This is a genomic window from Herbaspirillum sp. YR522, assembly GCF_000282575.1.
In the GTDB taxonomy this organism is placed as follows: Bacteria; Pseudomonadota; Gammaproteobacteria; order Burkholderiales; family Burkholderiaceae_D; genus Herbaspirillum.
The window spans coordinates 1-24,639 of sequence record NZ_AKJA01000009.1; the positions used below are offsets into that span (position 1 = coordinate 1).

Consider the following 24,639-nt stretch of genomic DNA (forward strand, 5'->3'; position numbering starts at 1 on the left):
GGCGCGCCAGCCGCAGGAGCGGCAGCGGTGGCCTTGGGTGCTTCGACGGCAGGCGCCGCGGCCGGTGCGGCTGCAGCGGTTTCTGCCTTGGGCGCGTCCTGCGCCTGTGCAGGCGCGGTAAAACCTACCGCCAACAACAGTGCGCCGATGGTCAGCGCGCTGGAAAACAGTTTCTTCATGCTCATTAGAATTCCCCTTTTTTACAGAGCGTCTTTGCCGGTTTCGCCGGTGCGGATCCGAATCACGTCCAGCAGATCCTGGACGAAGATCTTGCCGTCACCGATCTTGCCGGTGCGGGCTGCCGTTTCGATGGCTTCCAGCGCGCGTTCGACGATGGTGTCGTCGACGGCCGCCTCGATCTTGGTCTTGGGCAGGAAATCGACCACATACTCGGCGCCGCGGTACAGCTCGGTATGGCCTTTCTGGCGACCGAAGCCCTTGACCTCGGTCACGGTGATACCCTGCACACCGATCGCCGAGAGGGCTTCACGCACCTCGTCCAATTTGAACGGTTTGATGATCGCTGTGATCAGTTTCATACGAACCTCTTGTTAGAAAGTTTTGCTGAGGGAAACGACAAAGCCCTTCTTGCCGACGTTTTTCGCGCCGTCCGATGCCGGAGTCACGTTTGCACCGTTCTTCAGGTCGGTACCCAGATAGGCCACGCCCAGGGTCAGGCCCGCGAGCTCATCGAAGGACTTGGAGACGCCGACCTTCCAGTCGGTGTAGCTGTATTGGCTGTTGCCCACGCCCGCGGTGCTGCCCTTGACGGTCTGGTGACCCACGTGCAGGCCCAGCATGACGCCGTACCAGGTCTCGATGTTGGCGCCCAGGTCGTAGTACTGGCTGTTCTTGCTGTCGACGGTACCGAACAGGTTGGTCAGCGCATGCGAATACTTGAAGTAGACCGGGCCGTAGCCGATCTGGCCGTACAGTTCGAAGGTATTGGCGTTCTTGGCGCCGCTGTTGGCCAGGGTGTTGCCTGGATAGTAGTAATACAGGCCGCCCACGTCATAGGTGAAGCCGCCACCGATGTCACCGCGCTTGCCGCCATAGATATCCCATTCGATATCGCCCTTGGTGCTGGTGCCGGTGTTGGTGCCCGCGTCCTTGATCCACTTGATGTTGGTCAGCCAGGTACCTGCGTACAGTCCGGTCGGGTTGTGCGTGTAGTCCGCGCCAACCTGCAGTGCCGGATCGAAACGGGTCTGGGTCAGGCCGCGATAGCGGTAATCGCTGACCACGGCGGCATTGAAGCTGAATTCATTGTCTGGCTTGGCGTCTTCGGCGTACGCCATTGTAGAGACGAACGATGCGGCGATGGCTGCTGCAAGAATCAGTTTCTTCATGACATCCCTCTGGTTTGTTTATTGAACAATTAAGTCGTTTTTGTGTTTTGCCCAAGTCATGTAGCAGGAGCCGTGCCATGTCGCCATCACATGGGCAACCGAGGTTTTGGGAAGAATGTGAGTTTTGTAACCAGTTTTTACGAGGCCTTTTACCAAAATAGTGCATCGACCCGTAAAAAGCACTTTAATAGTGCGGCACGCATTGTTTCCAGGCAATTTCTGGCAAACCTGGCAACGACTTTTTGGTGCGAACACCGCAGTTGCGCCCCCGTTCACCAAGTCGGATCACGAAATGAGGAAATGGGAGATTTCATATGCAGGGGCACGACTCGGACCCCGTGCTGTCCTAATGACCGGTTATTGGTGGTTTATGGAGCGTCAGGAAACGGCTAAACTTGCCGTCATAGCAAAATCTAGGAGAAACAGCATGGAAAAGCCGCAATTTTTTGAAGACCTGCAATCAAAAATCAACAAAGCCATCGAAAACTCTCCGGCCAAGGACATCGAAAAGAACGTCAAGGCCATGCTGAGCCAGGGCTTTTCCAAGCTCGACCTGGTGACCCGCGAAGAATTCGACATCCAGGCCCAGGTGCTGGCCAAGACGCGGGCGCGCCTGGAAGCGCTCGAGACCCGGGTGGCGGCACTGGAAGCCCAGCAGAAGCAACCGCAATAACACCGCGCCTGCGGCCCGGGCCTCAAGCCGTCATCGAGGCCCCGGCCGGAAACTCAAGGCACACGGCAAAGCAGGCATCCGGTGTTTGCGCAAAGCTCAAACTCCCGCCGTGCGCACGCATCACCTCCTCCACTATCGCCAGCCCCAGGCTGGCGCCCATGCGCGCCCCATCGCGCGGCGAAAACGGCTTGCGCAGCCGATCCCATTGACTGGCCGCGATGCCCGGCCCGTCATCGATGAAACGCAGGACATATCGTCCATCTCCCCGTTCCAACGCCACATGCAGCAAATTCGGCGCGCCATATTCCAGCGCATTATTGAGGATGTTCTTGATCGCCTCGGCCAGGCTGACGGGATCGGCCTGGACCAGGCAGGGTTCGGGGGGAAGGTCCAGGGCCAGGTCAGGAGTGCGGTCGCGATTGGACAGCACCTCGGTCATCTGGCTGCGCACCAGCTCGCCCAGGTTGACCTGCTGCAGCAGGCGGCTGTCGCTGCGATGCTGCACCATCGCATGGTTGATCAACTGGTTGACCAGCGCCCCCAGCTGGCGCGAGCGTTCACGCAACTGCTCCAGGTGACGCTGGCGCAACGTATCGCTGGGCTGCGATTGGAGCAACTCCATCTGCGAGATCAGCGCCGTGACCGGGGTGCGCAACTGGTGGGCGGCGTCGCCGATGACCCGGCGCATGGTGGCGCGGTGGACCGCCAGGCGCTGCATGAACGCATTGATGGCCGACACCAGGGCATGGGTCTCCGCGGGTACTGCCAGGGTCAGCGGCGAGAGATCGTTGAGGTCCCGTTCGCGGATCGCTTCCTCGATGCGCTTCAACGGCGCCAGCGCCTGGTACAGCGTGAACATCGAGGCCACCAGCGTCAGCACGCTCATGACCACGATCACCACCAGTGCGCGCCAACCCAGGCTCTGAGCGAACGACATGCGGGCGTTGTTGGTCTGCGCCAGCACGATCACGGCCCACGGGTGCGGCCCCGCTACCGGCATGCGGCGCCCGATGATCGCCATGCGCACCGCGGTGCCCAGATAGTCGCCATCGCGCAGCAACGGTCCATCGGCCAATTCGTCCCACGGGATGACGGGGCGAAATTCGCCGTCGCCGGCAATCAGCCGCCCTTGTGGATCGAATACCACGTAGATCGCATGGTCGCCCGTGCCCAGCATCGACAACGCCGCCAACGGTACGTCGACATTGACCGCGCCATTGTCGTACCAGGTGTTCTCGGCGATCTGCAGTGCGCTGCCCGAGAGGATGCGGTCGTAGGCTTCGCGCGCGGCCAACTGGGTCGAGATCCAGATGCCGATCAGCAGCACCGCCGCACTGAGGGCAAGCACCGAACCGACCCGCGTGACCAGGCGCGTATAGAGGGAGCGTCCGGCGACGACCTGTGCGACGTTGCCTGGCATCAGTGCACTGGCACGATCACGCTCGGGGCATGCAGGATCAGCTGGTAACCCAGTCCACGCAGGGTGCGGATGTCGAAGGCGGCGCCGGCGAGTTTCTTGCGCAATCGCGCCACGTATTGCTCGACCGTGTTGACATTGGGCGTGTCGTCGACGCTGAAGAGCCGCTCCATCAGTTCGTCCTTGTTGAAGATGCGCCCGGGTCGGGCCGCAATGATCTCGAGCAAGGTGACCTCGCGCCGGGTCAGTTCGATCACGGCACCATCGAGCGTGGTGCTGCGCGTCTTGCGGTCGATGCAGACATTGGCGCAATGGATCAGGTTGGTGGCCTCGCCGCCGCTGCGCCGCAGCAGCACCCGGACCCGGGCGTCGAGCTCGCGAAAATCGAATGGCTTGATCATGTAGTCATCCGCGCCCAGGTCGAGCGCGCGCACCCGCTCCTCGATCTCGGCGCAGGCCGTCAACATCATCACCGGCGTGCCGCGGCCACGCCGCCGTAGCTGCTCCAGCAACGAAAAGCCGTCCTGCTGGGGCAACATGACATCCAGGATCACCAGGTCGAAATCGTCGGCGATGCGCCTGGAGGCGGTGGCGCCATCGCGTTCCCATTCCACCGTGTGGCCGATGCGACCCAGGTGGCTGACGATGGCCTCGGCGACATCGGCGGTGTCCTCGACGAGAAGAATGCGCATGTTCGATCTCCATTTATGTTGCAAAGCCACAGCTGTCGACGCTGCTTGGGCTGGCGCAGATTGTATTCCCGGCTCGCCGGGAAATGCGAGAAAAAACAGGCAGGCGCCGGATTCAGTCAGATTGGCTACAGCTTGGTCGCATAGCATCGATGGCAATGATCAATAAAAAACCATGGAGACTTGCATGAATGACACCGCCCATGCCCCAGGCGCGCCCGATCCGGCCGTTCCGCTGCTGGAAATCGACAACGTCACGCTGCAATACAAGACCAGCGACTCGCTGGTCACGGCAACCCAGCAGGTCAGCTTCAATGTCCACCCGTCGGACCGCTACATCCTGCTGGGGCCGTCCGGCTGCGGCAAGTCGACCCTGCTCAAGGCGATCGGCGGCTACCTGCAACCGAGCTCGGGCGCGATCCGCCTCAAGGGGCGCGAAGTCCACGAACCCGGGCCCGACCGCATGATGGTGTTCCAGGAATTCGACCAGCTGCTGCCCTGGAAGACCGTGCGCCAGAACGTCGAGTTTGCGCTGCACGCCAGCGGCCGCCTGCAAGGCCGGGCCGCCGCCGAACGCGCCGAGTACTACATCGAAAAGGTCGGCCTGGCCAAATTCATCGACAGCTACCCGCACATGCTCTCGGGCGGCATGAAGCAACGCGTCTCGATTGCGCGCGGCATGGCCATGGAGCCGGATGTACTGCTGATGGACGAGCCCTTTGCCGCGCTCGACGCCCTGACCCGCCGCAAGATGCAGGACGAATTGCTGCGACTGTGGGAAGACACCCGCTTCACGGTGCTGTTCGTGACCCATTCGATCGAGGAAGCCATCCGCATCGGCTCACGCATCCTGTTGCTGACCCCGCATCCGGGCCAGGTCCGCGCCGAACTCAACAGCATCGCCCCCGAGCAATTGGGCACGGCCGCACAGGCCGAGCTCGAGACCCGCATCAACGACATGCTGTTTGCGCATCACTGAACAGCCCTGGAGACCATCATGAACAACAGTTTGCCCTTCGTCCGCCCCGAGATCGTGGTCGAACCCGACCGCAACGCCGTCACCGAAGTGCAGCGCCCGCTATCGGCCTTCGAATCGCTGTATCGCCTGGGCTGGTTGCGCAAGACCGTGATCCTGCTGGTGCTGGCCGCCATCTGGGAAGTCTATGGCCGGCTGCTGGATAACCACCTGCTGTTTCCCAGCTTCAGCGAAACGGTGCAGGCCTTCCTGTCGGGCCTGGCCAGCGGCGTGCTGCTGGAACGCGCAGCGGTATCGCTGCAGACGCTGCTGGTCGGCTATGGCCTCGGGATCCTGCTGGCCGGACTGCTGACCACCCTGGCCATCAGCTCGCGCATCGGCAACGACCTGCTCGAAACCCTGACCTCGATGTTCAATCCCCTGCCTGCGATTGCGCTGCTGCCGCTGGCGCTGATCTGGTTCGGACTGGGCACCGGCAGCATCATCTTCGTGCTGGTGCATTCGGTACTGTGGGCGGTGGCGCTCAATACCCATGGCGGTTTCCGGGCGGTTTCCAACACCCTGCGCATGGTGGGCCAGAACTATGGCCTGCGCCGCTTTTCGCTGGTCAGGTCGATCCTGATACCGGCGGCGTTCCCCAGCATCCTCACCGGACTGAAGGTAGGCTGGGCGTTTGCATGGCGCACCCTGATTGCCGCCGAACTGGTATTCGGCGTGTCGTCCGGCACTGGCGGGCTGGGCTGGTACATCTTCGAAAACCGCAACCAGCTCGAAACGGCCAACGTGTTCTCGGGGCTGTTCTTCGTGATCCTGATCGGGCTGGTGGTGGAAAACCTGGTCTTCGCCCAGGTCGAGAAACGTACCATCCGCCGTTGGGGCATGCAGCACTGACAACACCACCACACGACAACAAACCTACTACCAATAACAGGAGACAACCATGAAACGCCGCCATTTTTCCGCCATGCTGATGGCTTTTGCGATGGCCCTCTCGGGCGCCGCCGGCAACGCACATGCCGAGGCATCCGTGGTGCGCATCTCGCACGGCTACGGCCTGCTGTACCTGCCGCTGATGGTCATCCGCGACCAGGGGCTGGTCGAGAAGCACGCCAAGGCGCTGGGCCTGCCCGATGTGAAGACCAACTGGGTGCTGCTCGATGGCGGCAACGTCATCAATGACGCCATGCTGGCCGGCAACCTCGATATTGCCGGCACCGGTGCGCCCGGCTTCGTCACGCTGTGGTCCAAGGCGCATGGCATCCCGCGTTCGGAGGTGGTCGGGCTGGGCGCGTTGTCGACCTCGCCGCTGTACCTCAATACCAACAATCCCAATGTGAAGGCGCTCAAGGACTTCACCTCCAAGGACAAGATCGCCATCCCCGGCATCAAGACCTCGTTGTCGGCGGTGTTGCTGCAGATGGCTGCGGCCAAGGCCTTTGGTATCGAGAACTACGCCAAGCTGGACCCGCTGACGGTCAGCCTGTCGCACCCGGAAGCGATGGGCTCGCTGCTGTCGGGCAAGACCGAGATCACCGCGCACTTCACGTCGCCGCCGTTCTCCTACCAGGAAGCGCGCGACCCCAGGATCACGCGCGTGATCAATTCTTCCGAGGTCCTGGGCAATATCACCATCGATGTGGTGTTTGCGCTCAAGGCGTTCACCGAAAAGAACCCCAAGCTGACGCAGGCCTTCATGGCCGCACAGGAGGAAGCCAACGCCTATATCGCCAAGAACCGCAAGGGCGCAGCCGAGACCTTCCTGCGGGTATCGAAGATGAAGCTGAGCCAGGAAGAGGTCGAGAAGATGCTGGCCGACCCCGACACGCAATTCTCCAGCACCCCCAACGAAGTGATGCAGTACGTGCTCTTCATGAGCCGCGCCGGCACCATCAAGACCAAGCCGGCGGTCTGGAGCGACCTGTTCGTTCCGGCGCTGAAGACCCGCAACGGCTCCTGATCACGGGGTGGTGGCCGGCGCCAGTACGATGATGTCGGGCTCGCCGTATGGCGAGCCATGCATCAGTTCCTGCACATCCTCGCCGAAGACATTGGCAATGATGCTTTCGATATCGACCACCTGGATGGTTTGTCCCGGATCGGCGGTGCGAATCATGTTGCAGATGTAGTTGGCGCGGTTGTGGAACAGCTTCAGCGGCGGGTCGATCTGGGCCGCGCCGAACTCCAGCACATCATGCAGGTCGTCGACCAGCAGGCCCAGCGTGTGCCGGCCATGACGCACCACCACGATTTCATTGGCGCTGCGCGGCCGGCGTGCGTCGGGATGCAGCAGCGTACGCATATCGATCACCGGCACGAAGGCCGACTTGCTGCCGCTGCTGTCCTGGTAGTCGAGCGCACCGGCGATCACCGGCTTGAGGGTAGAGGCCGTCAACATGCGCCCGGTCTCGATCGACTCCACCACGTTGCCGGCCGGCAGCGCGAACACGTTGCCGTCGACCGTGACGGTGGCGAACTCCCGCGCATTGCCAGCATGCGCGGCGCTGACCACCGGCACCGGCTGGCCACCCGGCACCGCCCCCGGTCCGGCCTGGGCGCCGATCGGCACCAGCACCATCGCGATGACGTCATTGGCATAACCATCACTGTTCTTGTATTCACGGTAACCGAACGATGCCGTGCTGCCCGCCACCATGTATTGGCGATCATGCACATGAATGGTCGCCGAGCCGCTGCCGTTGGGTGCCTGCATCGCCTGCGGGCCCAGCCGCAGCACGCTGCCCACCGGATAGTCCGGATGGGTACTCGATATCACGCTGCCGGCGCGGTCGACGTAGGCCGCAAAGGCCTGGTCGTGTTCGGGTAGCGAGGCCGACAGCATGTTGCCGAACTCGGTCTGGGCATCGAATACCACGCCGATGCCGCCCACCACCTGGCCCGGTCGTTGCGGATCGAAGATCGCCGCGCAATAGACATACGTGGCGCGCCCGTCGTACAGCGGGCTTGGTTCGAACGGCGAGACGCAATACTGCTGCGCCTCGGACAACTGCAAGGTCTTGCGCAGCAGTTGTTCGTCCATGCGCACGCCGGACAGGTCGAGTGCCTCGCCGCGCGGGTCGGACGCGGCCAGGATGACACCATGGGTGTCGAACACCACCAGCCTGGCATAGACCGTGTAGAGCGCATTGATCGCGTCCAGGATCGACGCCATATGCTGTCGTTCCGATTCGCTGCGCGCGCCATTGGCGGTGATGCGCCGGATATCGGGCGTCAAGGCCCACCAGCGGCAATCGTTGGCGCGCTCGTACAGGCTGCGATCCATGATGTCGATCATCAGTCGCGAGATGAACTGCATGTCCTGCAGCGTGGCCGACAGCACCGTGCCGTACAGGTCCTGGATCGAATCGCGGAAGATCGCATTGGTCTCGTCGCCGGTCTGGCTGATCTCGTGCAGGATCGACTTCAGGCGCAGCAGGTCGCGGTCTTCGCCGGACGACATGATCTTGCCGTTCCACACCACCCGGCGCAGCGAATGGTTGATCGCATCGGCCATCAGGGTGACGTCATGCAGCGGCGGGCAGAACGACTTGGCGTGCGCCATGACGCCAAGCTGCGTGGCGCTGTCGTGCTGCGCCAGCAGGTCAGGCCCCTGCTGGCGGAACGCCATCTCGCAGGGGACCATCACGTGGCCATACCAGCCGGGCCCGCCATAGCCTTGGTAATCGTGCGCTGCGCAGCTGCGGGCCAGGTACTGGCGCCCGCCATGGGCGACCACCTGGTACTGCCCGTCCAGTGCCAGCGGCACGGTGCGGCCCGCCGCGATGTGCTCCGGATCGCTGCTGGCGATGACGCGACCGTCCCGGTCTAGCATCAGCATCACGGACAGGTCGCCGGGCTTTTGCAAGCCGCTGAATACGTCCTTCATTTCCACTGCGATCGGAAAGCACAGGCACAGCACGCCGATGGCCTCACCGGTGGCCGGATCGACGATCTTGTGCGAATAGATCAGCGCGCGCTCGGTGCCCTGGCGCAGGTCGGACAGGGCAAAGGTCTCGATGTAGCCGTTGGCCTTGAGCGTCTGCGCCACCAGCGGATCGAAAGACTGCGACACATCGTTGTGACGGTCGAGATTGGCCAGCACCCGGCCCTGGGTATCGAGGATAAGAATCTCGTCGTAGACGGTATATTTTTCGCGGTAGGCGCGCAGGCGGGCGACCATATCGTCGAGTCGGTCGTCGTCCGGCTCGCCATGCCGGTGCGCCAGGATGAAGCTGCGGATGGCGTCGTCCATCGCCAGGAAGCCGACATCGGCGGTGCGCTCGAAGAGATTGCGCACCACGATGTCGATGATGACCTTGGCCTTGAAATCGATTTCACGCACCGTCTTGGCGACGTTCTGCTCGACCAGGTTGGCGATGAGGCGCTGTTCCAGCGTATTGAAACCCTCGCGCGTGACCTTCATGGTGGGCAGGATGGTCTTGGCTTCGGCCGGACACACCATCTTGGCGGTGGACTCGATAAGCCGCCAGGCGAAGTTCAATTCGCGCAACGAGCGCTCGCATAATGCGACAGTCGGCATATAGGGCAGAAATTCCGCTGTCCGGAATGTCGTGGTCATGACATCTCTTTAAAAATTAGGTGTCGATATGCATGCAAGAAACGGACCATATGGCTAATTTTACTAACTTTTATAGCAACTTTATAACATTTTTCTGTTTCGGCAAGAGATACGTCGCGCTGCATCCCAGGTGCATCGGGCTCGCATTGGCATTGGCGAATCGACGGCGACGACGATGGCGTCACATCGTTCGGATCGGCGGAGCTCCTGTGGATAACATGAACGGCAACGTACCGACAGCGTTGTTGTGACATTGATATCGGCATGGGCATCGCCTGTCGCCGCTCGGCATGAAGATGCAGGCAGCAAACGGGATAGGGTCGTAATTTCTCAAGCCGGCTTCACAACCTCCGGCATTAAAGCGCATCCTCCTTTTCAAGATGCGATATTGGCGCTCCCCTTAGCAACCCGCCGATATCATGACGCCGCCCATCCGGATTCCTGCAAGCCCGCCGCCACACCTGTTCATAGCGCTGCCATGAGCCTGGCCATCCTCCGCAGTCGCGCGCTGGCGGGCATGCATGCGCCCCCGGTGACCGTCGAAGTCCACCTGGCCAATGGCCTGCCCAGCTTCACCATCGTCGGCCTGCCCGAAGCCGAGGTGAAGGAAGCGCGGGACCGGGTGCGGGCCGCGTTGCAGAATGCCCGCTTCGAGTTTCCGGCGCGGCGCATCAAGTGTAGTCAACCGATAACAGCAGTAATCTGTCGCACATAAAGGAACTGCCAAGTAGGCGATTTTCGCAAGTGCTTGCACTTGAGTTTGCAATTCGCCGAAATAACATCACGAACTAAGAAATCGTGGCAAATGTCAATGAAGTGAAGCATTGCCACATAGAAGGTTGCCTAAAGAGCGGCTATCATCGGAGTTGTTTCAACAATTAATCTGAACAGTAAATATGCCGTTCAAGATCTTCATCGATACCGAATTCACCGACTTTATCGATATTCATCTTATAAGTATCGGAATGGTGGCCGTAACAGGAGAAGAATTTTATGCAGAGATCCCGTATCCGCTAGAAAGCTGCAGCGACTTCGTACGTGAAACGGTAGTTCCGTTGCTGGGACAACTGCCAAATGCGCTCTGCACCAAGGACGAACTAAATACGAAAATCCTAGCTTGGTTGAAGTCTGTAAGACCGGAATCAAGTGATCTTGAAATATGCTTCGACTACCCTTCCGACTGGGACCTCTTCGAATTTGCGCTGAATAGTGCTATTCCCTCCTGGTGTAAGCCCCGCCTAATCAGCAGCCGCAACATCAACAAATTACTGCGTTACAAATTTCTCAAAGACAGTAAATTGCCTGAACATCACGCACTTTACGATGCACGTGCGACCCGCTTCGCTTTTCGAGAACGCGCCTCCGTGTCCTTCTAAACCAAAGATGGCGACTAGAGCCGCTCTTCGTGCTCAGATTCACGAATATTCATTCTCACATTACAGCAGCGTACAGAATGGCAAAGGTGGAGCACAAAGCAGATGACGAAGCCGCGAAGCATGGCTTATGGCCGGTGCACTAGGAGAGAGGATGCGGTCACATCCAATGCAATTGCGATCCGCTCGATATTATAAATAGTCACGTTTTTCTCACCTCGCTCAATCATTCCAATATAAGTTCGGTGCACACCTGCTGCTTCGGCAAGCGCCTCTTGTGACACCCCCAAAGCTCGACGACGCTCACGCACATTAAGCGCGAACGTATGTACCAACTGGCTACTCTTGGGCGGGACAGGCATCGCACAAGTTTCTGCCCATTGCATACTATAGTTCTACATACTATGATTAGCAGATCATGCAAAAGAAACCATTGCACATTTATTTTCAAGGCGTCAAATTACTTACTTAATCAAAGCAACTCCCCATGGAAATATGTCACATCCGGCCCTACTCAACTTATACAGGCGACAATGGCCAAACGAGAGAAGTGAGATTGATCGTGATGGGGAAGGACGGGAAACTTTATGTTGATTGGCGCCAGCCGAACCTACGCCTTCCCAAAGCGTGGGCAAAAAGAAGAAATTTCGATCCTATAGAAAAGTTCGCAGCTTGGGCAACGACATTGACAAGTAGCCAATGTGTCGATCTCCAGCATCTCATCGAGAGTAAGCCCCCTTCGTCGCCCTGAGCGTCACCTTCAGCGAAAGTTGGCGACAGGAATGTGCGCGCTCCGTCTGCGACCTAACTCACCGCTATTAATTTCACACAGATTCGCCCCCCTTATTGCGCCCACCTTCGCCTGCGTGTCTAACAAGGCGACCATTCGCGCTGGTGAAAAGGATAGGGCCGAGGTGCTGCCGGCGGGCATCACGACGAACACCAGTATCGAGACCGTTGGTGAGAAACGCACCTTTTCCCAGCCGTGGCGCCAGGCGCAGACTTACGTTCCAGCTCTCGTACTGCCAAGTACGCTTTAAATGGACAGAGATCTCTTAGGGGTAGCGATTCTGAGGTATCTCGAATGGACGCGTGCCATGTTTCCATGCATTCTTAAGACGGAGTCCAGCTATATGTCAAAGAGAGGCTTTATAAACCAGATTTCCAGATGAACCAACAATCAAAGTTTTCTCGCTATAGTGGAGAATAGGCTTCTCTGACAAGAAATTCGCTACCTAGCCGAACTTAGAGGAGTGGTTAGTTTATTCGCAACTCAATCGATACAACAGAGGCGATTTTGGAAAAATCGAATAACAACAAATCGACGCTATCAGAAAAAGCACCTCGGGCGACCAAGTCGGCACCCACCGAATTAACCGGAGGAAAAGGATTTACCTACGAAGATAAGGTGGTTGCGTACTATTTAGCAGCGCTTCTTCGTGCTGAAACGGCGATGGGCCAGCAGGGCACGGTATCTAGCGTGGCTGTCCAGTGGGAGGGGCGTGGCCAGCCGATGGATGATCTCATTGTCGAATTTGTGGACACGGATGGCTCACGAATTCTCGCTCTCCAGGTGAAGTCTTCGTTAAGAATTACTGGCGCTGCCACTAACAAGGATTTTCGCGACATTATCAAAAAAGCCCGACAGACTCAGCAGATCGTCGGTTTTCAGCCTGATCGAGACGTTCATGGCTATGTAGTTGAGCATATAGCGGAAGACCCTCATAGATCGCTCAATCGCCTTATTAGCTGGGCAAAGAGCAGTCCAACTGCATCTGATTTCGATCAGCGCTTTACTGCTGGCGGCGCAGTTGGATCCGCGGAAAAAACTCTCCGAGATACGTTGGCCCCTCTGATAGAAGCTCAGGACTTGGACGATGAGTGGAATTTTTACCGCCAGTTCGTTGCAACCCGGTTAAATGGCCTCGAGGAGACAGGTGTTCTTTGGGCAGAAATCACAAACCGACTTCAAGAACTCGTGGAAAGTGACGAGGATGGTCAAGCAATTCTCCTTTGGGACCGGCTTTGCCGTATCGTCCGTGATGGCGCTGGCACCGGACGAAAGTGGACTCGGGCGACGTTGCTTGCTCAACTACGCGGGGTCGTACGGCTAAAAGTTGCCCCAAATTTTCGTAATGATGTCGACATCCTGTCGCAGTTCTCTATCGCTGGACTCAACGAAATCGGCGAAAGTATTGATGGTTTTGAAGTTGATCGATCCGATCTGCAGCAGAAGGTTTTAGATCGTCTGGAACGTAGCCGCGTAGTCAATATCAGCGGTCTTCCGGGATGCGGAAAATCTGTTGTACTCAAGCGAATTGCCAAAAGAGCAAGTGAGCACGGTCCTATTTTGTTTTTTAAGTCAGATCGCCTGACTGGCAAAAGCTGGGTTGAATTTTCCGCTGCATTGCGACTAGATAGCCGGAAAGTAGATGATTTGCTCGCAGAGATAGGGGCAACCGGTACAGCCACGCTATATATCGACGGGATTGATCGCATCAATCCCGATCAAAAGCGGATCATTCTCGATGTGTTAGCTACCGTCGAACGAAACCCTGATCTTGGCCATTGGAAAGTTCTAGCGACATCGCGAGACCAAGGTCTTGAGACTTATCGTGCATGGTTCCCTGTGGCGTTCTACAGCGGTACTCAGATCGGCGATGTTCAAGTCGCGCCGTTCGATGACCGCGAGGCTGAAACATTGGCGAAAGAAAAGCCTGGATTAAGGCATGTTTTAATGGGACCGAAGTCTGTGCAGGCGATTGCCAGGCGACCATTCTTCGCGGCGGTCCTTGCCCGCAGCCTTAGCGATAGTAATCTTGAGCCGCAGACGGAAGTTGATCTAATCAATGCCTGGTGGACCAAAGCAGGACACGATGCGCCAGCGGAAGTCGCACCTCAGAGGCAACGTGCCCTCCTGGATATTGCAGAAAAGGGGGTGGCAAATCTCGGGAAAGATATCGCAGCTCGCTCACTTGCAGCTCCGACATTTGGGCACATCGCAGCATTGAAGAGTGACCTGGTAGTGCGGGGTAACGACGGTGATTCGTCCTTTTCATTCACACACGACATTTTCTTTGAGTGGGCATTCTTTCGTCTCCTGATCGATCTCGGTGAGTCATGGATTGACGGACTGACGCAGGCCGGAGAGCCTCCTTTACTCGGGCGCGTAGTCGGTCTTTTGGCTCAACATTCAATCGATAAGCAGGGCAAGTGGACGGCCGGTTATATGGCACTCGATAGATCGCCGCTGCGTCCTCAGTGGCGACGGGAGTGGCTGACGGCGGTACCGTTCACCAGTGCATTCAGTAACGATCAGAAGGAATTCACTGATCTTGTGACGTCCAATGACTACCTTCTGCTGGAGAAGGTTCTGGTCTGGTTTCAAGCACAACACACAATTCCAAATCCGACGGTTCTCTTACAGACATCGCAAGGAAAAACAGGAATTGACAGACTGGGTCTTGCTGAGATGTTGAGTTGGCCATCGGATTTTTCTGGCTGGCGACGCTTTCTGGATTGGCTCCTGCCAATAGCTTCAAAGTTGCCTATTCGACTAGTGCCGACAGTGGTCGAAGTATTCTCGGTGTGGCAAAACGCGCTCTCAGACATTCCCAACCAATGTTCGAAAACCATTGTTTCTGTATGCGACGAATGGCTCGTTGAAATTGAAAAAATAGCATATTCGGCCACATGGATATCTGACCGTGGTCGTTGGGAAGTACTTGGTAGTGACGCGCAAAAGCAGCTGGCTACTGCGTTAAGGATCATTATCGTGAAAGCCGCGAGAGTGCATCCCGAATACGCCAATGCACTTTACGAAAGAGCTATATCGAACAAGCGAATGCGCGAAGATGCGTACTCTGATCTTATGGCACTCACCTGGATCATTGCAGAAATATCGCCAAATTTGGTGGCGGCGGTCACAAAGGCGGAACTGCAGGAAGAGTTGCCGCAAGATTATTTGGACCGTGAAGCACGTCAGCAGCGTGAGAGAACTGACAGAATTAAACAGATTCGTGATAAACCGGAAAAAGAACGGACTGAAAGCGAAAGGCGCGCGCTAGAACATTCCCATTTTCATATTCCACGCAGCTATGTTGGCATGGGGCGTGATGATATTGGTATTGATCGCTATCATAATTACTACTTTCCGACTTCGGCCAAGCACGAGCCCTTTGCGCACCTTTTTTCCAAGACCCCGGAAGTCGCCCTTGAATTGGTTCGAGATCTCTCAAATCACGGCACGACAGGTTGGAGACAGATCGCACAGATCACCCGTTACGAGTATGGCACACCGATTCCAGTAACCATAGAATTCCCTTGGGGTGAGCAGAAATTCTGGGGAGATTGGCCCGCCTACAATTGGCAACTAGGCCAACTCGGACCTCAGCCACTCGAGTGCGCTTATCTAGCATTGAGCTACTGGGCATTTCATCAGATCGAAAACGGTCGGCCGGTGGATGACGTAATTAAGTCAGTCGTGCAAGGAAACGAGTCGATAGCCTCGGCAGGGCTTGCCCTTCGTTTAGCTCTAGAAACTCTTCATATTTCCGAAGTCACCTTGTCCTTGGTGTCATGCCAACGACTCTGGCCTTTTGATATTGCTCGTGTACGCAATGAGCCGACTCGTCATGTCGACTTACTTGGAATGGGAAATTTTCATCAGCTGACGGGCGATAAGAAGGCCGCTGAAGAGTACTTAGACAAACGCCTGAGCCGATTCCGCGACGTCAGGGAACTCGCCAAGCACTTTATGGTGAATGGGCGGGACTTCACCGCACCTTTCAGACAAGCACTGGCCAACTTCGTGATCGATCTTCCCTATCAGATAGAGGAAGAACGTACTAATTCAGCTGTGAAATCAGAGCTGGCCGAACAAGCAACGGAGTACAGTGCACTGGCTACTGTTGAGAATTACCAACTTTACCGGACCACTGAGGAAAAAATTGTTGTTGCCTATCAGCCTCCGCTTTCGGCGGAGGCGATAGATCGTAGCGAGGCTGCAGGAGTGTACCTGCAGCAAAACTCTGTCTTGGCGTGGGCAATGAAGTCTTTGCGTGCCGCGAAGCCATCTGAAGAAAAGTCTTTGGCAGATGCAGTTGCGCTTGCTCGACCACTAGACGAACAGTCGCTCTTCATTGAACGTCTAGATGTTCAGGATCACATGCCGCAAAGCGTAGTGGCTGCGGTTGCTGCGTGTGTCATCTGTTTTGGCGACGTAGAGTCCAACGACTACAAATGGGCGATGACGGTACTTGAACGAATCGACGACATGAAAGAGCCAGCCGGCACTTATGGTGGAGAAAAGATAACCTGGCATCCAGCATTACATTTGATTTTTGCATTGCTCCACCTGCGCCGTGTGAATCCCTCTAGTCTCGAAACCGCGCAAAGACTAGTTCGGCTAACGTCGCATTGGAATGAAGGTGTAGAAGAATTAGCTTTTGCTGCGTTATTTGTTGATCCTATTACTCACGTCTCATGGGTTGCAGCCCAGCTCGCACTGGAGACATCTTGGCACTACCGGCCCACTGTTAAGAATAGAGGAGTGTTGGACACTTCGGTCGATGAGGTGCGAAAGAAATTAGCGTTAGATCGAGCTCTTACAAGGCTCGATTCAAGTGTGTTCGAATCTTTCACGTCACTTCCGCCGGCATGGATTCGTTCAACATCGGAGTCAGAAAATGAAGATGAGATAGACAATGACGGCTGGATTGATCCCGATCCTTCGTTTGACGCAAAGCGAGCGGCGAGGTGGCTAAGGAAATTTCCCGTCGCGACCTGGTGCGCCTCGAATGAAACCAAATCTCTAGTATTTGAGATGGTCAAAGGGCTTGTTAGCTGGACGGCACAACGTATACAGCCTTTGGCTGATGCAAAGAAAAAGCGCAGGCATAGGGCCGATTTGGTTGGTTGGAATGATGCATTTGGTGAGATGTTAGCGCATACTGCACCATTCTTTGGGGTCGAATTGATGAAGACGGAGGTGCTTGCCCCGTTCTTGCAAAGCCAAGATGACAACGAACTTGATGTTATGGCCGCGTTCACTAACAGGCTCGTGACGCTTCAGGTAATGGATGCCGGCACCGTTCCCTCCGGAACTTTCGAGTTGCTAAATGTATGCGCTGACTATGTTATTGCCAATCAAACATTTCAGCCTGGCGGATATCGAGGGGGTGAGGTATCAGGGCAAGACCTGCCTAGAATCATTGACGCACTTCTGGCCGTGAATGCTAAGAACGCTAGTGGCGCAGCAAGATTCGCAAACGGGAATTGGTCGGACATCAGTTTGATTATGCCAGTAGTAACACGGCTAATGACTGCGACCGGATGGTCCACTTTCGTCATGACTAAATTCTTGCTTCTGTGCCAGCGAGCTGGCGAAAGCTACCCACTAGATAGCTTTATCGAACAGATTTCTGCTCCACTGCGAGATATAGACAATGCGCGCGGAAACTGGGCGGGAACTAGTCTTGCGTCTAAAATTGCTGCTGCAGTGCAGAGGCTAGCAGACGCAAACTTCCCGTTGCGAGCTGATCAGGCGCAGGGCCTATTGTGGATTCTTGATGCATTAGTGGACCTTGGTGATCGAAGAAGCGTTGCGTTGGAACAATCAGAAGCCTTTAAAGGTGTTAAGGCGGCGTCTCTTAATTAAGAATCATCTCGCACTAATACAATGAAAAAAAGAACAAGTGAGCCTCCGCTGATAATTCACCCGCTTATCTGCGTGCCTAGTTGGGGAGGCAGTATGAAATTTAGTGAACGGCGCAGCAATCGTGTAATCGATTGACATCAGATCAGCGGCTATTAGAGAAAGCGGGGAAAAATGCTACAAAGTGTTCGAGTCCAGCGGTTCAAATCCATTTCGGATGCAACGGTGCCTTTGGGGCGGGTGACATTGCTGGTTGGCCCAAACAATGCCGGAAAAAGTAGTTTTCTTCATGCGATCCAATTTGGCGTTTCTGTTGCCCAGAGTTTGCGTTTGGATAACGTCGCTCTTTGGAATGGGGAAGAGTTGCCGGGAAGTTTGGCAGCACAGCAATTGGTCTATACGCCATTGAGGGATGTTCATGCTCTCGCAGCGGGAGGCAATCTGCGACAAGACGCAAATCAAGCGATTGCAGTGACTCTCACCACCGAGAATCTTGGTTCCGCATCTATTCAAGTCAGGCGGGGTCGAAACAAGAATATAGCCGTTAGTATTTTCGGGAGCGAACTAGGCAAGCGCCTAGAATCAATGGAGCATCCGTTTAGCGTCGTAGCTCCAGGCTTGGCAGGAATTCCGGCATTTGAGGAATTTCGATCACCCGGAATAGTTCAGCGCGCGGCCGCTAAGGGCGACGCCAATAGTGTTTTCAGAAATGTTCTTTGGCTGCTTAAACAAGATGTCGAAGCATGGCAAATGTTCAATAATCGACTGGAATCGATTTTTGGCGGCTTGAACATTGACGTTCTGTTTGATCCGTCGGTCGATGAGTTCATTTCTGCTAAGGCTGTGAAGGCCGAGAGTATGCTACCTATCGACTCTTGCGGGACAGGGGTTCTACAAGCGATCCAAACGCTAGCCTACATCGGGGTCTATAAGCCATCGCTGCTAATTCTCGATGAACCCGACTCGCATCTGCATCCTGATAATCAGAGACGGATGGCACGGCTATTGGATTCTATTGCCAGAACGACTGATCTTCAAATTCTCATTTCTACACACTCTCGACACTTTCTTGATGAATTCGCGAGTCTCGGTGCAACAGTACACTGGTTCTCAGATGGCTCAATACATCCAGATAACACCGACAGAGTTTCTGTGTTGTTGGGGTTAGGTGCGCTTGACGCAGGAGATCGACTTCGCAATGGAGGTACGCCGGTCATCGTTCTGACTGAGGACGCGAGAACAGATGGGCTGCGTGCGATTTTGCAGGCGTCAGGGCTGGGTGATGACGTGTGCCAGCTATGGTCATATTCAGGTTGTAGCAACATTCAATCAGCTAAAGTGCTTGCGAGTTTTATTCGCGATCATGCACCCGGCACCTTGGTAGTGCTTCACCGTGATAGGGACTACATGACAGATGAAAAGGCCCAGGAATATGTGCGAGATCTTACCCATGCTGGACTGGACGTTTTCCTCACTACTGGCACTGATATCGAAAGCCATTTTTTGAATGTCAACCATATCGTTTCATTGGCGCCAGAAATTGAGGCGGCCGTTGTAGAGCGATTTATAAACGAAGCTACAGAAGAGACCCGACCTACTTCGGTAGAACGCTGTATTAACCACTGGAACAATGAGGCCCAACGGAATCGGAACAGGGGCGGTCCAGAGGTGAATGTGGGACGAATTTCCGCGGATGCTAATGCCTCGTATAATCGGGACCCACAGAGAAATCGTTATGGAAAAAGAGTCCGAGGTATTGTCGCTTCTAAGCTGCAGGCACACCTCGGACGGAATATCGATATGCTGCAATCGACACCAGCATTAAGCGTTCCTCAACTAGTAGAGATTTCACAGCGCATTGGTCGTATTGCCGCAGAGCCCGAGCAGTAGGGTCTTGCTTGCACCCTCTCACATTTCCATTTTAGGTGTTCAGCAAGACGATGAGCCACCACCACTAGAGCGCTGCGCAGCAGATCTGAAGTGGATACGCTGGAATTGCTCGCCATATGGACAAGGGACAAGTGCAACCATTTTTCCTCGCATTAGTCATTCATTGAAGCGTTAATATTTTAGGGTACTGCACCTGCTCACATATGCGACGGCACATTTTTGAGCTTGCTATTCATTTCGCTGACTAATTTCAGCAGCTGCGATAGAGTCATTCCGTGCTGGAGATAAACTCGGCGCCGAGAACTGTCAATGTGTGTGGAAAATCTCGGCTCAAGGATCGCCAACTGCTTTCGAAGAACTTCAGCTTCCTCAAGAGTGCTTGCATGCTTTCCATTCCAGCATAAGCTCAAAGTGAACTTAGTGCGCTCTGAGTCCGAGTAACGCACATTCATAAATACCGGCCACCAGCCATCAGTTTCAAAACGCTCCCATCCCGACGGACATACATCGAGCCGCTTCCGCTTAAGAAAAACGCTCTCATTTGGAAGAGCCGGGATAGCCTCTAAAATTGCAGCCTTTACAGATGCCATTCCTTTTGTCTCCCTTAGCAGAGCTATTGCGCTCTTGTTCTGCAGGAGAAACAGCAGATTGAGGTTCTCCTTCCGATTTTCTAACCACACTCGCTCTGTTCTCTTAGGCGTCAAATCCGATAAGAAACGCATTGCCTCCGGATACGTACGGTGCAGGCTTGCCGCAATTTTCAAAGAGGCGACATTAGCTGGGCTCTCCCACTCTGTCTGTCGATTGCAATAGCTTACGACTAACCTGGCTGCTGAATTCCCTCTTTGAACATGCATCAGCGCTCGCTTAGCTGATGTTTGAAGCCACTCATAGCCAAGGTGCAACCACGTGCTGGAACATGGACGGGAAGTTGCTTCATCGTTTTCGTACTTCCTATCCAAGGCTAGATAAACCTGGGCGTAATCTCGCAGTATCGGGTTCCCAGAGACGACCTTTGAAAAATTATCTCGATAGAGATTGAGTTGCTTTTCGCTGTGAACGGCGCCAGCCTTGTTTTCGATGAGTAAGACAAATTTGTTTTGGGCATCAATAACAAATAAATCGACCCGCTCGCTAGCGGCAATACCTAGCTCACGTGCTGTAAATGCTCCGCCAAATGAAGCAGTTCTAATACGCGACGGTGTCCAGTAAGCAAAGAATTTTGCAGTGGAATAGCGCCCATCCAATTGGCTGGATTCGCTTGCAGCTTGGATCGATGCGTGGATAAGTAAGTCTCGAAGAATTTCGTCACCCTGGCCATGTCCCTCTCTCGTGTCGAACATCCAAGCAAGAATGTCCGAGTGCTGATTTTCGGTCAGCGATATGACGTCCAAAACCTCATCACCCGTTCGCTGTAACTCACAAAGTTCGACGAGCTGCGGATCGGCCATCAGTTCATTAATAGATTCCTGCAAGTCTTTTGTTTTCATATTTTAGTTATCGCGTCGGACTTCAGTGGACACATGCTCCCCATGTTCAAGCAGGTCGCTCATTAATTTAAGATTGAGAGATCGGCCTCGGTTTGTGCATAATTTTTCGCTGCCTGTTCAATCTGAGGCATTAGGGTTGCCCTTCGCGATTGAGCATGTTGCGTAAGTTGCCGCAATTCATTCGGTCCCGCGCCAAGACTCTTTTCCAGGATTACCCTTCTCAGCCTAAACTTATGCAGAACTGCGTCGCGGTCTGCGCCAGAAACAGCATTTGCTGGGTTATAAACAAATCTACGCTCGCAACTAGCCTTCCAATCCAAAACGTCGCGAGTACGGTTGGCGCCGAATCCTTTTACCTGCATAACTCTTGCCTTTGTCACATCAGCAGCAGTCTCAATACCAAATGATCGCAATGCAGCTTTACGTGCCTTTCCAACATTATTAATAACAGCACTATCGATGAAACATCCGTCCAAAAAACGATGCTTTTGGCGCTCATATGCTGTCTTGCTCAAATCATCAACGGCTTTCTTCTCCAATGAAGGGAGTTCCTGCAGTTCGTCTCGCAGCTTTGATAATTCCGATTTCTTTGCATTAAACTTTTCGGCGCCCGTTTCAGCCTTTAGGTCCTGAAGTAACCTTTCATATTCCTCTTTCGCCTGCCGGCGCGCTTCCGCGCGCAGCCTCTTCTCTACCGCTTGTGCTTTCTTACCCGATGATCCTACTGCCCACCAGAGCACGCCAGCAGTTAGTACCGCAACGCCCCACCACTTGGGTATCAATGCTATAAAAACTCCAGTCAGAATTAGCAGCAGGATTCTGTAGCCGACCAGCGAACTATTACCGCTTACGCTATCTGGCAAAGGTTGTGGAATGCATTTGAATCGGCCAGGGTGAGGAGCACTGATAGTCGATGGGGCCGGAATAGTTTGAATAACTCCCCATACTTGAGCGAGTACAAATCCGCTAGGTGTGTTGACAAAGGTCGCTCCCAAATCAACGAAGTAAACCACTCCCTGGCGTTCAAGCTCACACCATGGGCAGGACGAAATCTGTTTGGGATACAAGTGCATTGCAGAAGCGCTGCACTTTTTAAGATTGGATCGCAGGCTATCCAGCTCTGTGACCCACTGCTTTGCAGTCGGCCTTCCTGAACGAACTCCAACTTCGGTAAATGCTCGAGCAAACATACCTTCCATGTTCGTAGGAACGATGCCAATTGGTATCGATCGTGGGGGCGGGAGAAAACCTCGAGTTTTGTTGTCTCGCGCATAGGCATAGCGGAAGTGCTGAATATCCGTTTCGAGAGCATCACCAACGCCGTTCCGCTGTGGCACTCCTGCAAAAGGATGTCTCCCACCAAATAGCACGTGGAAAATCAGAAGCGCCAAACCGAAATTATCGTGGTTCGCGGTTCGTACGACCTGGTCAAACGATGCTATGGCCTGCAATTCAGGAGGGGTGAAGAGCGCGACCCCAACCTCGCATTTGAAGAGTTCACGCGCCGTTTTAATCTGAAATGAATCGCTATCGATGAGCGAGACCTTACTATCTCGACCGACAAAGAAGCTATCTTGATTGACATCACCGATGGCAAATCCATGCGCGTGAACGACGTCGAAGGAGGCCGCTATGTTTCGAGCCACATAGATAAGGAAGTCCCACGCAGCTTTGGGATGAGCCTGGCGTCTGTGCGCCGGACTATAGAACATATGTATTGGCTCTTTGTTGACCACTTTAGGCATCAAGAAGCCAACTACCGGGCCATTCTGACTTGAATGCAGCGTCCCTTGAGGCCAAGCGACATAACTGGTCAGCTCATCATCTGCTGCAGAAGACATGAAACGAAGCTTTTCCTGCTTCTGATTGTCAGGCGCTTCGTGATAAACCTTCGCTACCTGGTCTGGCAAAGATGGCAGCTCATAGACGCTAGCCTCTCCGCCCTTACCAAGTTCCCGCCCAACCGGAACCGGAGCTCCTCTCGACGTGTAGAGCGTTTTAACCATAGCTCTCTATTACAGCCTCACCGCGAGTGCCAAGGTCTTGTCATCATCCGTACGCTCATTGACTTGAGGGCTCGCTAGAAATTTAGCCAGCAGGCCTTGAAGCTGGTCCTCCTGCTCATCGGTGGTACTTTTCAATGTTTTGAAGAAGGGAGCGAAAAATGGTTCGTGCGGAGTATTCGTCGCCATATTGAGTGCTATCCGCTGAATACCGTCGCTGAAGACGGCGGCCAGGGTAGCTTGGTTCACGTAAGCCTTGGTCAGCAGTACCTCGACTGCGTTCTCGTCAGTAATGAAAGATGTCATATTGGCGTACTCCCCCGACATCGGTACGATCGCGAGCTCAAGTCCGTCGCCAGCATCTATCACGATGCCGCCGTCCCCGATTTGAAAGGCCAATGTACCCAAAGGTGAGGAAAGCAGGCCTAGAAAAGTGCACGAGAAGTCTCGTCCGGTGAGACCTGCAGCATCGGCAGCGCGGAATATCTGCGTTCTGATAGCCACGACCATGTCAGTGGCTAACAGGTCATTGAGACCGAACTCACGTTCGGCGATTTTCTCCGTTAGGAAGTCAACTGCTGCCTGAATTGCCAGCTCCGCTCCATCGCCGCCACGAGCAGCACTGCCGGCTCCATCAGCGACAAAAATGGAAAGCAAAGGTATGCCAGGCGCTAGCTCATAAACTTGCGCCCAGCAGCTATCTTGGCATGGGGCATTCGTCTGCACATGAGAGGTGCCAACCTCCGATGCAGTAACTACCCGCCAGTTCACACTACAGTCCAGCCGGACGGCGGTTCTAGAGCCACAGCCTGCCCAGGCGTAGAGCGAGAGACTGAGCGCAATGATGTAGAGAGCCAACTAAACAGTTCGCGGAACTTCATTCCATCGAGGGAGAGAGGCGCACGGGAACTGATCTGAGCCAATATATCCATATTGGCTCCTTTGACACCAATCGCGAAGAACGCAAACTTCTTGGACTCCTCCCCCTCACGCACTGAAGCGGCAGCGGTCTGCCATTGGTCGGTGGGGGCGCCATCGGTAATCAGGAAAATCCAAGGGCGAAAGTACGCAATGCCGTTGGCACGATACTCTCGCTTGCGGTCTTCCAGCATATTGAGTGCTTGACGGATGGCTTCACCCATAGGGGTGTCGCCTTGCGCTTCCAGCGTCGGAGGATAAAACATTGAAGCGCTGGTGAAAGGCATCTCTACTTTGGCAGGACCAAACGTCACAATACCAACCTCAACACGTTTCATTGCCAAGGAATCGGCAGCTAAATCCTCGCGGAAGGTCTCCAGTCCTGCGTTTAATTCGTCAATTGCACGACCATTCATCGAACCAGAAACATCCAGCAGCAGAACGCACGGGCAACGCGGCTCAGGATTGCTTGCAAAGTCGTTTGTCTCAAAGGAAATTTGTTCAACCATCGGTTACCCCCCATGATTTTTGTTTGAGTGTAAAGTGTATCAAAAACTTGAGTTCTATTGCTTTGCAATAACAGCTTTCATGAATTAAATCAATTTCTGCCAATTACTGTCCGTCAATATG

18 protein-coding genes and 1 pseudogene are annotated in these 24,639 nt (G+C 55.0%); 8 read left to right on the plus strand and 11 right to left on the minus strand.

The annotated features are described in order from the left end of the window. The 3 genes and pseudogenes from PMI40_RS00730 to PMI40_RS00740 form a co-directional block, all read right to left on the minus strand. Window positions 1-185, minus strand: a pseudogene (locus PMI40_RS00730) (ammonia channel protein); the annotation flags it as partial. Window positions 186-200: 15 nt separating this feature from the next. Further along, entirely contained in the window at window positions 201-539 is a 339-nt protein-coding gene (locus tag PMI40_RS00735; RefSeq protein WP_008111116.1) for a P-II family nitrogen regulator, read from the minus strand. Window positions 540-551: 12 nt separating this feature from the next. Further along, on the minus strand, window positions 552-1,349 hold the full coding sequence (locus tag PMI40_RS00740; RefSeq protein ID WP_008111117.1) for a TorF family putative porin: 798 nt from the start codon (window positions 1,347-1,349) through the stop codon (window positions 552-554). Window positions 1,350-1,776: 427 nt separating this feature from the next. Here PMI40_RS00740 and PMI40_RS00745 point away from each other — a divergent pair, with 427 nt between their 5' ends. After that, a complete protein-coding gene (locus tag PMI40_RS00745) occupies window positions 1,777-2,022 on the plus strand; it encodes an accessory factor UbiK family protein (protein ID WP_008111118.1) in 246 nt (81 codons plus the stop codon). Between the two features lie 22 nt (window positions 2,023-2,044). On the opposite strand, the gene PMI40_RS00750 is transcribed toward PMI40_RS00745, so the two are convergent. Both PMI40_RS00750 and PMI40_RS00755 read right to left on the minus strand, forming a co-directional pair. Then, window positions 2,045-3,442 carry a sensor histidine kinase gene (locus PMI40_RS00750; protein ID WP_008111119.1) on the minus strand — a complete coding sequence of 466 codons (1,398 nt, stop codon included), beginning with the start codon at window positions 3,440-3,442 and terminating at the stop codon, window positions 2,045-2,047. Next, window positions 3,442-4,131, minus strand: coding sequence for a response regulator transcription factor (locus PMI40_RS00755; RefSeq protein ID WP_008111120.1), 690 nt, complete (start codon window positions 4,129-4,131; stop codon window positions 3,442-3,444). The genes PMI40_RS00750 and PMI40_RS00755 overlap by 1 nt, the downstream gene beginning before the upstream one ends. 184 nt (window positions 4,132-4,315) lie before the next feature. Here PMI40_RS00755 and PMI40_RS00760 point away from each other — a divergent pair, with 184 nt between their 5' ends. From PMI40_RS00760 to PMI40_RS00770, 3 genes are read left to right on the plus strand one after another with little or no spacing between them, the layout of a single operon-like run. Next, a complete protein-coding gene (locus tag PMI40_RS00760; protein WP_008111121.1) occupies window positions 4,316-5,107 on the plus strand; it encodes an ABC transporter ATP-binding protein in 792 nt (263 codons plus the stop codon). Window positions 5,108-5,125: 18 nt separating this feature from the next. Then, entirely contained in the window at window positions 5,126-5,995 is an 870-nt protein-coding gene (locus PMI40_RS00765; protein WP_008111123.1) for an ABC transporter permease, read from the plus strand. Between the two features lie 49 nt (window positions 5,996-6,044). Continuing rightward, the gene (locus tag PMI40_RS00770) at window positions 6,045-7,061 is read left to right on the plus strand and encodes an ABC transporter substrate-binding protein (protein WP_008111125.1); all 1,017 of its coding nucleotides are present in this window, start codon (window positions 6,045-6,047) and stop codon (window positions 7,059-7,061) included. Here the strand turns inward: PMI40_RS00770 and PMI40_RS00775 are convergent, their stop codons facing one another. Next, window positions 7,062-9,641, minus strand: coding sequence for a chemotaxis protein CheW (locus tag PMI40_RS00775; protein WP_081496374.1), 2,580 nt, complete (start codon window positions 9,639-9,641; stop codon window positions 7,062-7,064). It abuts the gene before it with no gap. Between the two features lie 517 nt (window positions 9,642-10,158). Between PMI40_RS00775 and PMI40_RS00780 the strand changes: the two genes are divergently transcribed. Both PMI40_RS00780 and PMI40_RS00785 read left to right on the plus strand, forming a co-directional pair. After that, a complete protein-coding gene (locus tag PMI40_RS00780) occupies window positions 10,159-10,395 on the plus strand; it encodes a magnesium chelatase domain-containing protein (RefSeq protein WP_008111130.1) in 237 nt (78 codons plus the stop codon). 181 nt (window positions 10,396-10,576) lie between these two features. Then, complete coding sequence (locus PMI40_RS00785) at window positions 10,577-11,056, plus strand: 3'-5' exoribonuclease (RefSeq protein WP_008111131.1); 480 nt, start codon at window positions 10,577-10,579, stop codon at window positions 11,054-11,056. A 125-nt stretch (window positions 11,057-11,181) separates the two neighbouring features. On the opposite strand, the gene PMI40_RS23100 is transcribed toward PMI40_RS00785, so the two are convergent. After that, window positions 11,182-11,439: a helix-turn-helix domain-containing protein gene (locus tag PMI40_RS23100; protein ID WP_369770627.1), complete on the minus strand. Its 258-nt coding sequence runs from the start codon at window positions 11,437-11,439 to the stop codon at window positions 11,182-11,184. Window positions 11,440-12,350: 911 nt separating this feature from the next. Between PMI40_RS23100 and PMI40_RS23595 the strand changes: the two genes are divergently transcribed. Both PMI40_RS23595 and PMI40_RS23105 read left to right on the plus strand, forming a co-directional pair. Continuing rightward, on the plus strand, window positions 12,351-17,711 hold the full coding sequence (locus PMI40_RS23595) for an ATP-binding protein (RefSeq protein ID WP_008111132.1): 5,361 nt from the start codon (window positions 12,351-12,353) through the stop codon (window positions 17,709-17,711). 171 nt (window positions 17,712-17,882) lie between these two features. Further along, a complete protein-coding gene (locus PMI40_RS23105; protein WP_008111133.1) occupies window positions 17,883-19,598 on the plus strand; it encodes an ATP-binding protein in 1,716 nt (571 codons plus the stop codon). Between the two features lie 197 nt (window positions 19,599-19,795). On the opposite strand, the gene PMI40_RS23110 is transcribed toward PMI40_RS23105, so the two are convergent. From PMI40_RS23110 to PMI40_RS00810, 4 genes are all read right to left on the minus strand, one after another. After that, entirely contained in the window at window positions 19,796-21,088 is a 1,293-nt protein-coding gene (locus PMI40_RS23110; protein ID WP_157221411.1) for a PD-(D/E)XK nuclease family protein, read from the minus strand. Window positions 21,089-21,150: 62 nt separating this feature from the next. Then, window positions 21,151-23,094 carry a helix-hairpin-helix domain-containing protein gene (locus PMI40_RS23115; RefSeq protein WP_008111135.1) on the minus strand — a complete coding sequence of 648 codons (1,944 nt, stop codon included), beginning with the start codon at window positions 23,092-23,094 and terminating at the stop codon, window positions 21,151-21,153. A gap of 9 nt (window positions 23,095-23,103) precedes the next feature. Next, window positions 23,104-23,862: a PP2C family serine/threonine-protein phosphatase gene (locus tag PMI40_RS00805; protein WP_040501469.1), complete on the minus strand. Its 759-nt coding sequence runs from the start codon at window positions 23,860-23,862 to the stop codon at window positions 23,104-23,106. After that, on the minus strand, window positions 23,859-24,518 hold the full coding sequence (locus tag PMI40_RS00810) for a VWA domain-containing protein (protein WP_008111137.1): 660 nt from the start codon (window positions 24,516-24,518) through the stop codon (window positions 23,859-23,861). The genes PMI40_RS00805 and PMI40_RS00810 overlap by 4 nt, the downstream gene beginning before the upstream one ends. Window positions 24,519-24,639: the final 121 nt, after the last annotated feature.

Excerpts from the sequence above, each read along its gene's own strand:
- PMI40_RS00735 (WP_008111116.1), bottom strand. The coding sequence starts at position 539 with ATGAAACTGATCACAGCGATCATCAAACCGTTCAAATTGGACGAGGTG.
- PMI40_RS00740 (WP_008111117.1), bottom strand. The coding sequence starts at position 1,349 with ATGAAGAAACTGATTCTTGCAGCAGCCATCGCCGCATCGTTCGTCTCT.
- PMI40_RS00745 (WP_008111118.1), top strand. The coding sequence starts at position 1,777 with ATGGAAAAGCCGCAATTTTTTGAAGACCTGCAATCAAAAATCAACAAA.
- PMI40_RS00750 (WP_008111119.1), bottom strand. The coding sequence starts at position 3,442 with ATGCCAGGCAACGTCGCACAGGTCGTCGCCGGACGCTCCCTCTATACG.
- PMI40_RS00755 (WP_008111120.1), bottom strand. The coding sequence starts at position 4,131 with ATGCGCATTCTTCTCGTCGAGGACACCGCCGATGTCGCCGAGGCCATC.
- PMI40_RS00760 (WP_008111121.1), top strand. The coding sequence starts at position 4,316 with ATGAATGACACCGCCCATGCCCCAGGCGCGCCCGATCCGGCCGTTCCG.
- PMI40_RS00765 (WP_008111123.1), top strand. The coding sequence starts at position 5,126 with ATGAACAACAGTTTGCCCTTCGTCCGCCCCGAGATCGTGGTCGAACCC.
- PMI40_RS00770 (WP_008111125.1), top strand. The coding sequence starts at position 6,045 with ATGAAACGCCGCCATTTTTCCGCCATGCTGATGGCTTTTGCGATGGCC.
- PMI40_RS00775 (WP_081496374.1), bottom strand. The coding sequence starts at position 9,641 with ATGCCGACTGTCGCATTATGCGAGCGCTCGTTGCGCGAATTGAACTTC.
- PMI40_RS00780 (WP_008111130.1), top strand. The coding sequence starts at position 10,159 with ATGAGCCTGGCCATCCTCCGCAGTCGCGCGCTGGCGGGCATGCATGCG.
- PMI40_RS00785 (WP_008111131.1), top strand. The coding sequence starts at position 10,577 with ATGCCGTTCAAGATCTTCATCGATACCGAATTCACCGACTTTATCGAT.
- PMI40_RS23100 (WP_369770627.1), bottom strand. The coding sequence starts at position 11,439 with ATGCAATGGGCAGAAACTTGTGCGATGCCTGTCCCGCCCAAGAGTAGC.
- PMI40_RS23105 (WP_008111133.1), top strand. The coding sequence starts at position 17,883 with ATGCTACAAAGTGTTCGAGTCCAGCGGTTCAAATCCATTTCGGATGCA.
- PMI40_RS23110 (WP_157221411.1), bottom strand. The coding sequence starts at position 21,088 with ATGAAAACAAAAGACTTGCAGGAATCTATTAATGAACTGATGGCCGAT.
- PMI40_RS23115 (WP_008111135.1), bottom strand. The coding sequence starts at position 23,094 with ATGGTTAAAACGCTCTACACGTCGAGAGGAGCTCCGGTTCCGGTTGGG.
- PMI40_RS00810 (WP_008111137.1), bottom strand. The coding sequence starts at position 24,518 with ATGGTTGAACAAATTTCCTTTGAGACAAACGACTTTGCAAGCAATCCT.